Below are 12,793 nucleotides of genomic sequence, written 5' to 3'. Positions count from 1 at the left end.
TGACGTTGCTATTACTATCCAGAGGTTAATTTACAGGTGTTAGGATACACTAACACCTGTAAAGTTAACAGTAACTGAAACGCCGCCAATTATGTGACTAGCGTGTGCATAACCACAGCGCGTGGATCATCGCAGGAATAAAGAAGATAAAGCATAAGATAATATTGATGATCAGGTCTTTACCTACTCCTGCTTTTAAGAATACCGCCACAGGAGGTAAAAAAATCGACAGAATGATCAAGAGTAATTTGTTATCCATAGTTTGCCCTTCAATTGTAATTAGTGTCATTTAAAGAATAGACACTAAATCATTATTTTCCTACCTGAATATTCTGAATTTTATCAATAAGTTTTACGTTTATTAGAAACCAAAAAAAGTCCTAATCGAAATTAGGACTTTGTTTTGAACACACAATGATTTTAAAAATTTTTACTTAGTTACTGCGTACCGAAACAAACTCAGGGTAAGCATCAATACCACAATCGTGTTGATCCATGCCGTTTAGTTCTTCTTCTTCTGTTACCCGGATACCCATGGTTTTCTTCAGTATTCCCCACACGATAAGTGAAGTAATAAATACAAATCCTAAGATACATACTAAGCCGATTAACTGGTTAACTAGCGTTGCTTCAGCATTTGATACTGGTACTAAAATAATACCTAAAATACCACATACACCATGCACTGAGATTGCACCAACTGGGTCATCAATTTTAATTTTGTCTAGCGCAACAATGCTAAATACCACTAATGAGCCACCTAAAATACCGAGTAAACAAGCTAATAAAGGTGATGGTGATAATGGGTCTGCAGTGATAACGACCAAGCCTGCAAGTGCACCATTAAGTACCATAGTTAAATCAGCTTTACCCCATAACACTTTACAGACGAATAGTGCTGCAATTGCACCCGTTGCTGCAGCAGCGTTGGTGTTAAGTAGAATTTGACCAACCGCAGTGGCATTTTCAGCATCAGAGATGAGTAACTGTGAGCCGCCGTTAAAGCCGAACCAACCCATCCACAGAATAAATGTACCGAGTGTAGCCAGTGGTAAGTTAGAACCTGGAATTGGGTAGATCTCACCATTTTTACCATATTTACCTTTACGAGCACCTAGCATTAGTACACCAGCCAGTGCAGCAGCAGCGCCTGTGCCGTGAACAATAGCAGAGCCTGCAAAGTCAACAAAACCCATTTCAGATAAGAAGCCACCGCCCCACGTCCAGTAGCCTTCAACTGGGTAAATAAAGCCAGTTAATACCACGGCAAAAGCAAGGAAAGCCCATAACTTCATACGTTCCGCAACCGCACCCGAAACAATCGACATAGCCGTTGCCACGAATACCACTTGGAAGAAGAAATCAGATTCTAATGAATGATCCGCATCAGCTGCTTGAGTGCCAATTAGCGCACCAAGCGAAGGCACTAAGCCACCTTCAGCGTTGTCCACATACATAATGTTGTAGCCAACCAATAAGAACATGGTACATGCGATAGCATAAAGCGCCACGTTCTTGGTTAAAATTTCAGTGGTATTTTTTGAACGAACTAAGCCCGCTTCTAACATGGCGAAACCAGCCGCCATCCACATCACTAAAATACCCGATATTAAAAAGTAAAATGTATCTAATGAAAACTTGAGTTCTACTATCGTGTTTTCCATAAAGCCCCCTTAAATTGCTTCTTCATCTAATTCACCCGTACGAATACGGACAATTTGATCTAAGTCGTAAACGAAAATTTTGCCGTCGCCAATCTTGCCTGTTGAAGCAATTTTGGTAATGGTCTCAACGACCCTTTGACAATTTTCGGTACGAGTAGCAATTTCAAGTTTGATTTTTGGAATAAAATCAACTTGATATTCAGCTCCACGGTACAGCTCTGTATGACCGCGTTGACGACCAAAACCTTTGACGTCAACAACTGTCATCCCCTCAATGCCTAAATCAGCCAGCGCTTCGCGCACATCATCTAATTTGAATGGCTTTATTATTGCACTAATCATTTTCATAGTGGCCCCCTTCGGACGCTTATTGTTATCCTGTTTGCTAAGATAATCCAACCTTTGTGCCACTATTTTAAATAACTAAAAAACAAGTAGTTACATAATAAAAATAAATTATCGACATAAAAAATGCACCATGTAGGTGCATTTTTTTAACATCTTAACTGTGCTGGTGCAGCAGCCTAATTTTGCCGTACCACACAGTCGCGGTTTTGCTCTTTTGCCTGATATAAGGCTTTATCTGCTAAACGCATGGCGCTGGTTAACGTCACATTTTGGAATTGGGTTAAACCAATGCTCACTGTAATTGCAAATGCTTGGCCATCTATTACAAACTCATACTCTGATAACCGAACTCGAAAAGCATCTAGCAACGAATAAGCTTGATCTAATCCTACATCAGCTAACACAACCGCAAACTCTTCACCGCCAACCCGGGCAACCGTATAACCTTTAAACGAACTGCGTAGTAACGACGCTACTTGCTTTAGTGCCTGATCCCCCGCTTCATGACCAAATTTATCATTAATCGTTTTAAAGAAATCAATATCAAGTAGCGCTAAGCTATTATTGCGCGATGTTTCTTTTAACAGTTTTTCGGCAAATTGGTAAAAATAGCGGCGATTATAAAGGTTAGTTAAATCATCACGAAAAGCACTCTCTTTAATATCTGCGATAAGAGAAAGCTGCTCCATCGTTTGCAATACACGACAATGAAACTCTTCATTCATAAAGGGTTTTGTTAAAAAGTCATTTGCACCAAATTTGATAAACCGAGCAGATAAGCCATGTTTACCAGCCCCAGACAAACCAATAATGGCTAAATCATCACGGCCGCGAATATTACGCACCGCTTTGACAAGTTCAAAGCCATCCATAGTCGGCATTGCGTAATCGGTGAGTAGTAATTTAATCTCGGGATCATTTTTTAGTATTTTTAGCGCTTGCTCACCATCATGGGCATCTTGCACATCAAACAGCTGTTTTTCGAGCATTTGCCTCATTAATGAGCGACTCAGTAAAGAATCATCTGCGATTAATGCTTTACAACCTTGGTTACGTAATAACTGCGCCACTAATTTGATAGCATAGTGATAAGAGTCGCGATTATCTTTTATGACATAATCAACCACACCCAGTTCTAATATTTGCTGGCGTTTATATTCATCAATAGTCGATGTCAGCACGACAGTGGGAATTTCGTGTTCTAAGGTGTATTTAACAACTTCGCCATTCATGGCATCAGGCAATGTTAAATCGACCAAAGCCAGTGTGTATTGATGTTTTGCAATAAACTCTTTGCCCTGTGCCAGTGACCAAGCAAAATCAATTGCAACATCAAGATAATGAGCCGATAAGTGCCGCAATACTTGCTGGACAACTTTACTATCTTCAACCACTAATACTCTTTGCATATATCTTCTCAACACGACAGCGGGAGATTGCTGAAATAAATTATTTACGAATAAAGTAAGAACTAAGTATGAAATATACCCTATTTTTGTCTTGAGCAAAATATCTTGCTGTAAAAATAAGCATAAAAGCACAGTGTATTCCCGGCTGATAATATTATTGTCTACCTCCTACCGATTAATATTGGTATCTAGTCTCATTCCCTTTGTTATTTAGATAAAAATTATCTTTAATGGGTTAACAATTGTTTAAAGGATCCACCATGAAGCTTATCAGTATCATTAGTTTCTCACTGGCTGTACTTACTTTGAGTGTTAGTACCACCAGTTATGCAGAAAACCAACGTCGCATTGATGTCGAAAGCAGTGTTGTCACGGAGCATAAAGCACGTATTAATGGCGAGCGCTTTTCATACACTGCAACCACAGGCACGCAGCCGGTGTGGGATGACAAAGGCGATGCGATTGCAACCTTGCAATACACCTACTACACCCGCGATAAAGTGGACGATAGAACGAAGCGCCCATTGCTGATCTCATTTAATGGCGGCCCAGGCTCTGCTTCAGTTTGGATGCACATTGCCTATACTGGCCCACGGGTGTTAAAAATTGATGACGAAGGCTACCCTATTCAACCTTATGGTATAAAAGACAACCCTTATTCAGTGCTTGATGTTGCCGACATCGTTTACGTTAACCCAGTCAATACTGGTTACTCTCGCGTACTTGAAAACGACAAAGGCGAACTGCCAAGTAAAGAAGCGCAACAAAAGATGTTTTTTGGTGTAAATGCCGATATAAAATATTTAGCGGAATGGTTAAATACTTTTGTGTCACGTAACGAGCGCTGGCGTTCACCTAAGTTTTTAATTGGCGAAAGCTATGGCACAACTCGTGTATCTGGCCTTGCCCACGAGCTGCAAAACCGCCAATGGATGTACATTAATGGTGTGGTATTAGTGTCTCCGACTGAGATAGGCATTAAGCGCGAAGGACCTGTAGAGGCTGCAAACCGTCTTCCTTACTTTGCAGCAACAGCTTGGTATCACAAAGCACTTAGCCCAGCCCTACAAGCAAAAGACTTAGACGAGTTACTGCCTGAAGTAGAAGCGTTTACAGTTAATAAACTATTGCCTGCGATTGCCAAAGGTGGCTTTCTTGACGCTGACGAAAAACAAGCCATCATCAAACAAATGGCTTTATATGCTGGCGTATCTGAGAAGTTTGTTGCGCAAAATAACTTAGACATTCCAACTAACTTTTTCTGGAAAGAGTTACTACGTGAACGCGGTCAAACAGTGGGTCGTTTAGATTCTCGCTACTTAGGTATTGATAAACGTGATGCCGGTGAGTCTCCTGATTATTGGGCTGAGCTTACCTCTTGGCTGCATTCATTTACACCAGCGATTAATCACTATTTACGCGATGAATTAAACTATAAAACAGATGTTAAATATAACTTGTTTGGTAATGTTCACCCGTGGGACCGCAGCAATAATAACACCGGTGAAAATTTACGTTTAGCTATGGCGCAAAACCCTTACCTCAATGTAATGATCCAATCGGGTTATTTTGATGGCGCAACCAATTACTTTGATGCCAAGTACACTATGTGGCAACTTGATCCAAGTAGCAAAATGCGTGATCGTTTGAGTTTTAAAGGCTACCGCAGTGGTCACATGATGTATTTACGCCATGCTGACTTAGAAAGCTCGAACAATGATTTACGAGATTTTATTTTAAAATCATTACCTAAAGAAGGTGAAGCGGCAAAGTATTAAGCATTGCGCAGACTCATTTTATTAAAAAAGCCCGTTTTATTACGGGCTTTTTTGGCAACATGTAAACGTTTAGGTATATACTCAAACCATTGATTTTACGTTTTGGAAAACAAAAATGGCAGAAAACTTCCGTGTCATGTTTGCAGGTCTAGCCAAAGATACAGACCAAGCACACGCGATCAGCCAATTGGCAACTAGACTCAAAGCCCCAACCGCAAAAGTCGCCGCTTTTTTTGAGAACAAGCCATTATTTGCCCCTTGTGAGAAAGAAAAAGCGCTAAAACAAGCCAAAATACTTGCCAGTGTCGGCATCAAAAGTAACCTGGCAGCTGTAGAGAGCAGTACAGGCACCAGCAACAGTGAAACATCAAGCCAACGCGATGAACGAATTTTTAATGCCCTTGATTACATTACTAGCAGCTTAATTCGCATCGAAGAAAAACTCGATGACCTAGAACAGCGCTTCCCCGCAAATCAACAACAAGCAACGGCTGACGAAGACGAAGATTGGCAAACTGATGATATACTACTAGACGAAGAATTAACCACACCAATTAAAAAACGCAGTAACATATTGTTATTTTCTCTTATTGCTATGGTCGTTATCTTGCTCGTTGTATTGGGATTATCGTTTGCATTTCCTGATTTACTCAGCGTTTAGTAAAAAATAACAGGTACATAAAAATAATAATGAGTGAAAAAAGAGCACAGATCCGCCAACAAATCCGAAAAGCACGTAATTTACTGTCAAAATCTGAGCAAGAAATTGCGGCAAAATCACTTAAAGTGAATTTTATTCAACACTTAAAACAACAAAAAAAGACCCAAAACGCCCATATAGGCATTTATTTTAGCAATGACGCAGAACTTGATACCTCATTGTTAATAAAAGACCTTTGGAGTAAAAAACACCATCTTTACCTACCGGTTATCCACCCCTTTAATGGCACTACTTTGTACTTTCAGCGCTATGAAGAAAATTCACCCATGAAGCCAAACCGCTATGGTATCTTGGAGCCCAAGTTAAATTGTAGTCAGATATGCCCACTTGCGGAGCTTGATTATCTGCTGATGCCATTAGTGGCATTTGATGATAACGGCAACCGATTAGGGATGGGGGGTGGTTTTTATGATAAAACACTGGCGCGCTACGAAAAAGAAAACTGGCAAAAACCACAACTAATTGGCCTTGCACATCAATGCCAGCATGTTAAAAGTTTACCGGTTGAATCGTGGGACGTACCATTAAATTACATAATCACACCACAGAAAATCTACCATTGGTAAGCAATTTATTTATATACTAATGGCAATCTCTTTCACCTATTGAGCATATAACAATGACACAAGATGAATTAAAAAAAGCAGCAGCTTGGGCTGCACTCGAATTTGTAAAAGAAGGCACCATAGTAGGCGTGGGTACCGGTTCGACGGTAAACCACTTTATTGATGCCTTAGGCACGGTAAAAGACACCATTGCCGGTGCAGTTTCAAGCTCTGATGCTTCAACCGAGAAACTCAAAGCCCTTGGCATTGAAGTATATGAATTAAACGATGTTGATAGCCTAGATGTATACATTGATGGCGCCGATGAGATCAACGCACTGAACGAAATGATCAAAGGCGGCGGCGCTGCATTGACCCGTGAAAAAATCGTCTCAGCAGTGGCTAAACAATTTGTTTGTATTGTTGATGAAACAAAAATAGTGGACACCTTAGGTGAATTTCCACTGCCGGTAGAAGTTATTCCTATGGCACGCAGTTATGTTGCCCGTGAATTACTAAAACTAGGCGGCGATCCGGTTTATCGTCAAGGTGTAGTGACAGACAACGGCAACGTTATTTTAGACGTGCATAACTTGTCTATCAGCCAAGCAAAAGATTTAGAGCTGACAATTAACCAAATTGTTGGCGTAGTAACCAATGGCTTATTTGCCCAGCGTGGCGCAGATAAAGTGATTATCGGTACCAAAAATGGGCCGCAAATTAGATAAATAGGATGAGGATATGAGTAAGGTATCGTTAGCAAAAGACAAAATTAAAATCCTTTTGCTTGAAGGTGTGCATCAAAGTGCTGTTGAAACGCTAAAACGCAACGGCTACAGCAATATTGATTATGTAAAAACCTCATTACCTGAGGACGAACTACTTGAGCGCATCAAAGATGTGCACTTTGTAGGCCTGCGTTCTCGCACTCATATTACCGAAGCGGTATTAGATGCCGCTGAAAAACTGGTCGCTGTTGGCTGCTTTTGTATCGGCACTAATCAAGTTGATTTAAACGCAGCTCGTGAACGCGGCATTGCGGTTTTCAACGCACCATTTTCTAACACCCGCTCTGTTGCTGAGCTAGTACTGGGTGAGATTTTACTATTGTTCCGTGGTATTCCAGAGCGTAACGCTATTGCTCACCGCGGCGGTTGGTTAAAAACAGCCAATGGCTCGTTTGAAGCCCGTGGTAAAACGCTAGGTATTATTGGTTACGGCCACATTGGTACGCAGCTAGGTATCATGGCTGAAAACATCGGTATGAACGTTGAGTTTTACGATATTGAAGACAAGCTAACTCTAGGTAATGCCACCCAAGTGCATAACCTAACGCAGCTACTGCAACGCGCTGATGTTATCAGCTTACATGTGCCTGAAACACCGCAAACTAAAAACCTCATTGGTAGCGCGGAAATTTCAGTGATGAAGCAAGGTGCAATTTTGATCAACGCCTCACGCGGCACTGTGGTTGATATTGACGCCCTAGCAGAAGCACTACGTGATAAAAAAATCAGCGGCGCTGCCATCGACGTATTCCCCGTTGAACCAAAATCAAACGACGAAGAATTTATCTCACCACTGCGCGAATTCGACAACGTCATTTTAACGCCGCACATCGGTGGTTCAACCCAAGAAGCGCAAGAAAACATTGGTATTGAAGTAGCGGGTAAACTAGCTAAATACTCAGACAACGGCTCAACGATTACTGCTGTTAACTTCCCTGAAGTATCACTACCAGAGCTTGCTAACCGTAGCCGTTTATTGCACGTACACCACAACCGCCCAGGCGTGTTAACTCAAATTAACCAAGCGTTTGCTCAGCATGGCATCAACATCGCCGCACAGTACTTACAAACCGACGAAGCGATTGGTTATGTAGTTATCGACGTAGATACTGATCACTCAGAAGTCGCACTAAAAGAGTTAAGTGCCGTAGAAGGCACTATTAGAGCGCGTATTCTTCACTAATAGCGGTCAGCGGTCAGCGGTCAGCGGTCAGCGGTCAGCGGTCAGAAATAATAAAAGCCGTGCTTGTTAAGTCAAGCACGGCTTTTATTTTGAGTGACAAAATACAATACGCGCTCCCACTATTTAGCAAAAAGAATTTAGATTGCGCTAGGCAATGACTACTTAGCTTCACAAAGTTTAGTGTCATTTAGAGATATTTGGATCTATATTTATTACGGGAGATGAACCGCCCATTGCACTTCCTGTTAATAAAAAGCGCATGATCGATGATGTGGAGAGAACTCAGGCTACCCGATTAGTGTAAGCTACATTTGCAACAAGAACTTACGTAAATCACGCTCTTGTCTCATGATGTGTAAAATAAAAACCTTATCACTGGCTATTTTGTAAAATATACGACAAGGGTTAACTATCACTTCACGGTAATTCAGATTAGATAACTCAATCGGTGTCTTCCCTGACTCAGGGAACTCTTCAAGGCGTTCAACTTTATCAAAGATTTTCGACACCAACTTTTTAGCAGACAGCAAGTTGCTCAATGCAATATATTCAGCGATATCGTTTAGATCTTCCAGAGCAGGATTTGTCCAGATTATTTCAGCCATTTATTCATTTTCTCTTTAGCTGCAATATTAGACATAGTTTCTCCTCTACTTATTGCCTGCTCACCTTTAGCTAGCGCCTCAAGGATTTGCATACGTTTTTGCATAAATTCGAAGTCATCAACATCAACAAGATACGCTGACGGTTGCCCATGTTCGGTGATTAATACGGGCTCTTTGGTTAAATGCAGCTCAGATAATATTTTCGTCGCTTGGCGTTTCAATGTTGTTACTAACTCGACTCTCATAATAACCTCCACAAAAATGTATCACTATAGTAGCACTGAGTAAGCAATTTAGGAAACACAGCTAACGAGCATGTAGAATTACTCGTTTTTAATTTATTTTTATTGATGCATTAACCATAGCCGGGCCCTATTTTGATTCAATCGACAACTGACTTTCACGTAAAATATAAAAAGAGGATTTGCTGTTGTTTTAATTGGCGTTTTAATTGGCGTTTTACAGGTTTTTGATTGGCTTTTTTGAGGAGTTATAGGCTATCTTATTAATATAATGTGTTTAACGCATGCTGATATTAGCCTTCAAGTTCATCCTCATTTACTTCTCATTCCCTTCTCTTTGTGCAAAAGATCTTTAATTGAATTATTCACAAAGAGGTTAAGAGGCGCTGCACTTTAGAGGGCAATAAGTAAATGCTGTGCTAATAGCGTAAGGATTATTGCGCAGCGATCCTTTATCTATTTGCCGTAAGCTACTTACTTAACAGCCGCACCGACAGACGAAGTAAACGAATTTACTTATTGAATTAGAATTGACGGTCAAAAAAAATACTAGTGCCTAATGACAGAGTTAAGGCTCATATGTGTTAGAGCTACATTACTGCTTGAGTTTGATAAGCTCTTTTGATTGTTTTAATTGACCTATATCAGGATAAAGCAACTTTAATTTATTTGTATCTCTGTCATATTCATCACCTATATTTACTGCTATATCGAGGCAGCCATCCACTCGTATTTCACCGAGATATTTAACTTCACCTTTTTCAATTTTAAATGGAGATAAAACCTCTTCATAATCTACATCTAACATTGGATGCCTTTGCTCGAACCAAAAATCATATGAACCAGCAGGCAATGATACTATTTGAAATAAGCCTCTTGATTCTGGGTAATCTTTTTCTACATATCGATTAGTTACAAAAAACTGTGATTTAGCTAAATTTAATATTTTTTCATCCGATTCTTTTTTAAGAGCCAAATAAACACTATGTACTGTACATTCTTCAATTGAAGCTGTTGAAAAATAAACGATGCCGCCATTAGTTAATTCGGTAGCTGATAATTTAGGCTTAACATGAGGATTAACACATCCCGTAAGTCCCAAAGTTAAAAGAATAAAAAATAGTTTAGATATACTCATAATTTCCTTGTAGCTCTAACGCTGCGCTCTGCCGCTTGTCGGCAGCAGCGCCTTGTTAGGTTACTTTTTTCGATAAGTCACCTGATTAAACAGGCTTTCCATCGTACCAATTTCAAGCATTGCTTTTACCAAAGACTTCAACAGCACATCTGACGCTTCGTACAAACCAGTCAAAGCTATGGAAAAATCCATGACCTTCAGCTCTGAGATAATTTCATACTGATGTAGAGCGTCGGCCTCTCTATGGGCAATAGTGTTGTGCCTTGCCTCAGAGATTTCATTTTCAATTGCTTTTCTTGCTTTCTTTAATTTTTTAAGGGCATCGACAACCATACTCTTTGAAGAATCAGACAATCCTGTCGATTCGTATATAAACTGCATTCGCCGTCCAGTAACTTTTCCCATATCCCACTCATAAATGGTTAAAAGCAGTGCACGTAACGCAATATTCCTTTTTGTCTCATTAGGATGAGCGAAAGCATCAGCTTTTAAAGCTTGGATATCTCTCTCAGCAAGCAAGAAATACAGGCCAATATTTAAAAACTGCTTTGTCGCAGGAAACAGATCCTCGTTGACCTTCTTGCATTCTTTTACTGTGGTTTCGATAGCTCCGTTTATAACTTTATCTTTTGCTTTAAATTCTTTTTCCAACTTACGGTAAAGTCGCCACAAGAAAAAAGCTTTTATCTGCCGCCCAAAACTTCTGTGGAATTTCATTCGAAACCACCGCTCTTGAACGCTTCTATCTGTATCGAAAAACCTACTATTGAGCATCAAGCTTCCATTAGTTTATTGCCTAACAGCTTATTCAAAGGATCTAAACCCACAAGTTGCAGACAGAAAATCCTTTGATTTTTTTAATACTTTCAGTCTAACTCTGTATCTAAATGTAAATCAAGGGATTTATCTTTGTTGTTTTTTTGTTATTGTAAATTACAAGAAATAAACCCGCGAGTTGTTAAAAAACTCAAAACTGTTAATGAATACAGGAAAATAAAGCAGATAAAGATGCGCGCGTCGCTCATTTTTCTGAATATGGGAACAAACAACAGCTTGATTATTCAATAAGTCATTATCCTAAACCTATATCAATGTCGGCTTCCACCTTGAAACCATCACTCAGTTTTACTCTTTCACTATTTACTTTCGTCACTCTCAATCACAACCTACAGCGTTAAATTTAACACCGATCTACTCTGGTTTTTCCTGATGCCTAGCGCCTAAAACCTAGTCCCTCAAACAAAAAAAAGCGCGAGATTAACTCGCGCTTTCAAATAACTCAAAACTATCGCGGCCTTAAACTTACCGCTTACTGATAGCTGATAGCTGACAGCTATTATTCGCCCTTGGCTTTAAGATTAATAAACTCTGCTAGCTCTTCTGGTTGTCCCATGAGGGTGAAGATCTGTTGGTTAATTTCGGTCATGGTTTGCCCTTCTGGCAAGCTTGCTGAGACGGTTAATGAACCTAAGCCTTGCGTGAAGTTTTTAATCGCTTCACCTAGCTCTTCGCTGACTGGTGCTTGTTGTAACTGCATGTCGACCATTTGCTGCATTTGCTCTAGCGTCATGCCTTGCTTTTCAAGGGCTTGCTCTACTAACGCTTTAAATTCGCCTTCATTGTTTAAGGCTATTTCAATGCTGCGCGGTTCAAGCTCTGAAAGTGCTTCCATCATAATGGTTTGTTGCTGTAGCTGCTGCTCTAAAGTTGGCTGTTGTGCGCCTAACTCTTGCTGCATTTTACTAAGCGCTAACGACGCATTCATTAGTGCGGTTGATTTAGCTAAACCTAAGTTAAACTTAAGCGCGACAATTTTATTGGCATTAAGGTCGAAGGCAATATCGCTATCCCCTGATTTTTCATCGTAATTCATCAAGGTGTGTAAGTCATAACTGGCTGAGGCAAGGTTATTATTAGCATCCGGCGGTAGCTGTGCTAAGAAGTGCTCGCTAAAGGTAAAGTTTTTAATCGTCAGCTCGGTACGTGGCGCGATTTTATCGGTTTCGTATCCTGATACTTCAATGCTCGCAATATTAGCGACAGCTTGCTGATCAAAGCCTGTGATCACCATATTAGAGATTTCTACGCTTTGCCCAAATACGCTCGCTGAGATATCTTCATAGCTGGCTGTCATACCCATTTGTTGATTCATCAGTGCTAGCTGACGATCAACTTCTACTTTCACTTCCTGTGTCAGTGCGTGATTTGCGTAGCTAACACCACCGATAGCTGCGGCAACAACAACGGCAACAATTGCGAGTTTTTTCATTCTATTTCCTTATTACTATTCTATTTATAGCCAAGCTGATTATGGCCATGCTTTATACTAAAAATTTTCCTAAGCGTATCATTCAATAATCGCTTTGGTAAGG

Annotated in this window: 14 protein-coding genes; 5 read left to right on the top strand and 9 right to left on the bottom strand. The window is 40.2% G+C overall.

The genetic code is table 11. The annotated features are described in order from the left end of the window. Positions 1–97 precede the first annotated feature (97 nt). The 4 genes from NDQ71_RS16005 to NDQ71_RS15990 all read right to left on the bottom strand — a co-directional run bounded on the left by NDQ71_RS16005 (position 98) and on the right by NDQ71_RS15990 (position 3,421). Positions 98–259, bottom strand: coding sequence for a YqaE/Pmp3 family membrane protein (locus NDQ71_RS16005; protein WP_084448088.1), 162 nt, complete (start codon positions 257–259; stop codon positions 98–100). A 175-nt stretch (positions 260–434) separates the two neighbouring features. Then, positions 435–1,664 carry an ammonium transporter gene (locus tag NDQ71_RS16000; protein WP_192541513.1) on the bottom strand — a complete coding sequence of 410 codons (1,230 nt, stop codon included), beginning with the start codon at positions 1,662–1,664 and terminating at the stop codon, positions 435–437. A gap of 9 nt (positions 1,665–1,673) precedes the next feature. Further along, a complete protein-coding gene (locus NDQ71_RS15995) occupies positions 1,674–2,012 on the bottom strand; it encodes a P-II family nitrogen regulator (protein ID WP_016708666.1) in 339 nt (112 codons plus the stop codon). Positions 2,013–2,188: 176 nt separating this feature from the next. Beyond that, positions 2,189–3,421: a diguanylate cyclase gene (locus tag NDQ71_RS15990; RefSeq protein WP_192541512.1), complete on the bottom strand. Its 1,233-nt coding sequence runs from the start codon at positions 3,419–3,421 to the stop codon at positions 2,189–2,191. Positions 3,422–3,681: 260 nt separating this feature from the next. Between NDQ71_RS15990 and NDQ71_RS15985 the strand changes: the two genes are divergently transcribed. The 5 genes from NDQ71_RS15985 (at position 3,682) to serA (ending at position 8,436) form a co-directional block, all read left to right on the top strand. Beyond that, the gene (locus NDQ71_RS15985; protein WP_192541511.1) at positions 3,682–5,199 is read left to right on the top strand and encodes a S10 family peptidase; all 1,518 of its coding nucleotides are present in this window, start codon (positions 3,682–3,684) and stop codon (positions 5,197–5,199) included. A 115-nt stretch (positions 5,200–5,314) separates the two neighbouring features. Continuing rightward, positions 5,315–5,860 carry a hypothetical protein gene (locus tag NDQ71_RS15980; protein WP_192541510.1) on the top strand — a complete coding sequence of 182 codons (546 nt, stop codon included), beginning with the start codon at positions 5,315–5,317 and terminating at the stop codon, positions 5,858–5,860. A gap of 29 nt (positions 5,861–5,889) precedes the next feature. Further along, positions 5,890–6,486 carry a 5-formyltetrahydrofolate cyclo-ligase gene (locus tag NDQ71_RS15975; RefSeq protein WP_192541509.1) on the top strand — a complete coding sequence of 199 codons (597 nt, stop codon included), beginning with the start codon at positions 5,890–5,892 and terminating at the stop codon, positions 6,484–6,486. A 53-nt stretch (positions 6,487–6,539) separates the two neighbouring features. Next, positions 6,540–7,193, top strand: coding sequence for a ribose-5-phosphate isomerase RpiA (gene rpiA, locus NDQ71_RS15970; protein WP_192541508.1), 654 nt, complete (start codon positions 6,540–6,542; stop codon positions 7,191–7,193). Between the two features lie 13 nt (positions 7,194–7,206). Beyond that, on the top strand, positions 7,207–8,436 hold the full coding sequence (gene serA, locus NDQ71_RS15965) for a phosphoglycerate dehydrogenase (RefSeq protein WP_192541507.1): 1,230 nt from the start codon (positions 7,207–7,209) through the stop codon (positions 8,434–8,436). Between the two features lie 305 nt (positions 8,437–8,741). Here the strand turns inward: serA and NDQ71_RS15960 are convergent, their stop codons facing one another. The 5 genes from NDQ71_RS15960 to NDQ71_RS15940 form a co-directional block, all read right to left on the bottom strand. Next, on the bottom strand, positions 8,742–9,041 hold the full coding sequence (locus tag NDQ71_RS15960; RefSeq protein WP_192542985.1) for a type II toxin-antitoxin system RelE/ParE family toxin: 300 nt from the start codon (positions 9,039–9,041) through the stop codon (positions 8,742–8,744). Continuing rightward, positions 9,029–9,286 carry a type II toxin-antitoxin system Phd/YefM family antitoxin gene (locus tag NDQ71_RS15955; protein ID WP_192542986.1) on the bottom strand — a complete coding sequence of 86 codons (258 nt, stop codon included), beginning with the start codon at positions 9,284–9,286 and terminating at the stop codon, positions 9,029–9,031. Before NDQ71_RS15955 ends, NDQ71_RS15960 begins: the two co-directional genes overlap by 13 nt. Positions 9,287–9,878: 592 nt before the next feature. Continuing rightward, complete coding sequence (locus NDQ71_RS15950; protein WP_192542987.1) at positions 9,879–10,421, bottom strand: hypothetical protein; 543 nt, start codon at positions 10,419–10,421, stop codon at positions 9,879–9,881. A gap of 60 nt (positions 10,422–10,481) precedes the next feature. After that, a complete protein-coding gene (locus NDQ71_RS15945; RefSeq protein WP_192542989.1) occupies positions 10,482–11,138 on the bottom strand; it encodes a hypothetical protein in 657 nt (218 codons plus the stop codon). A 619-nt stretch (positions 11,139–11,757) separates the two neighbouring features. Further along, positions 11,758–12,690, bottom strand: coding sequence for a hypothetical protein (locus NDQ71_RS15940; protein WP_192542990.1), 933 nt, complete (start codon positions 12,688–12,690; stop codon positions 11,758–11,760). Positions 12,691–12,793: the final 103 nt, after the last annotated feature.

This window comes from Pseudoalteromonas sp. KG3 (assembly GCF_030436385.1).
GTDB classification, from domain to species: Bacteria; Pseudomonadota; Gammaproteobacteria; order Enterobacterales; family Alteromonadaceae; genus Pseudoalteromonas; species Pseudoalteromonas prydzensis.
The sequence above is the reverse complement of the archived record's forward strand: the minus strand, read 5'-3'. Positions and strand labels throughout refer to the sequence as shown.

What these genes read in the sequence shown, in the direction of transcription:
- NDQ71_RS15975 (WP_192541509.1), top strand. Translation starts at nt 5,890, where the DNA reads ATGAGTGAAAAAAGAGCACAGATCCGCCAACAAATCCGAAAAGCACGT.
- NDQ71_RS15990 (WP_192541512.1), bottom strand. Translation starts at nt 3,421, where the DNA reads ATGCAAAGAGTATTAGTGGTTGAAGATAGTAAAGTTGTCCAGCAAGTA.
- NDQ71_RS15980 (WP_192541510.1), top strand. Translation starts at nt 5,315, where the DNA reads ATGGCAGAAAACTTCCGTGTCATGTTTGCAGGTCTAGCCAAAGATACA.
- NDQ71_RS15960 (WP_192542985.1), bottom strand. Translation starts at nt 9,041, where the DNA reads ATGGCTGAAATAATCTGGACAAATCCTGCTCTGGAAGATCTAAACGAT.
- NDQ71_RS15985 (WP_192541511.1), top strand. Translation starts at nt 3,682, where the DNA reads ATGAAGCTTATCAGTATCATTAGTTTCTCACTGGCTGTACTTACTTTG.
- rpiA (WP_192541508.1), top strand. Translation starts at nt 6,540, where the DNA reads ATGACACAAGATGAATTAAAAAAAGCAGCAGCTTGGGCTGCACTCGAA.
- NDQ71_RS15945 (WP_192542989.1), bottom strand. Translation starts at nt 11,138, where the DNA reads ATGAAATTCCACAGAAGTTTTGGGCGGCAGATAAAAGCTTTTTTCTTG.
- NDQ71_RS15995 (WP_016708666.1), bottom strand. Translation starts at nt 2,012, where the DNA reads ATGAAAATGATTAGTGCAATAATAAAGCCATTCAAATTAGATGATGTG.
- NDQ71_RS16005 (WP_084448088.1), bottom strand. Translation starts at nt 259, where the DNA reads ATGGATAACAAATTACTCTTGATCATTCTGTCGATTTTTTTACCTCCT.
- NDQ71_RS16000 (WP_192541513.1), bottom strand. Translation starts at nt 1,664, where the DNA reads ATGGAAAACACGATAGTAGAACTCAAGTTTTCATTAGATACATTTTAC.
- NDQ71_RS15940 (WP_192542990.1), bottom strand. Translation starts at nt 12,690, where the DNA reads ATGAAAAAACTCGCAATTGTTGCCGTTGTTGTTGCCGCAGCTATCGGT.
- serA (WP_192541507.1), top strand. Translation starts at nt 7,207, where the DNA reads ATGAGTAAGGTATCGTTAGCAAAAGACAAAATTAAAATCCTTTTGCTT.
- NDQ71_RS15955 (WP_192542986.1), bottom strand. Translation starts at nt 9,286, where the DNA reads ATGAGAGTCGAGTTAGTAACAACATTGAAACGCCAAGCGACGAAAATA.
- NDQ71_RS15950 (WP_192542987.1), bottom strand. Translation starts at nt 10,421, where the DNA reads ATGAGTATATCTAAACTATTTTTTATTCTTTTAACTTTGGGACTTACG.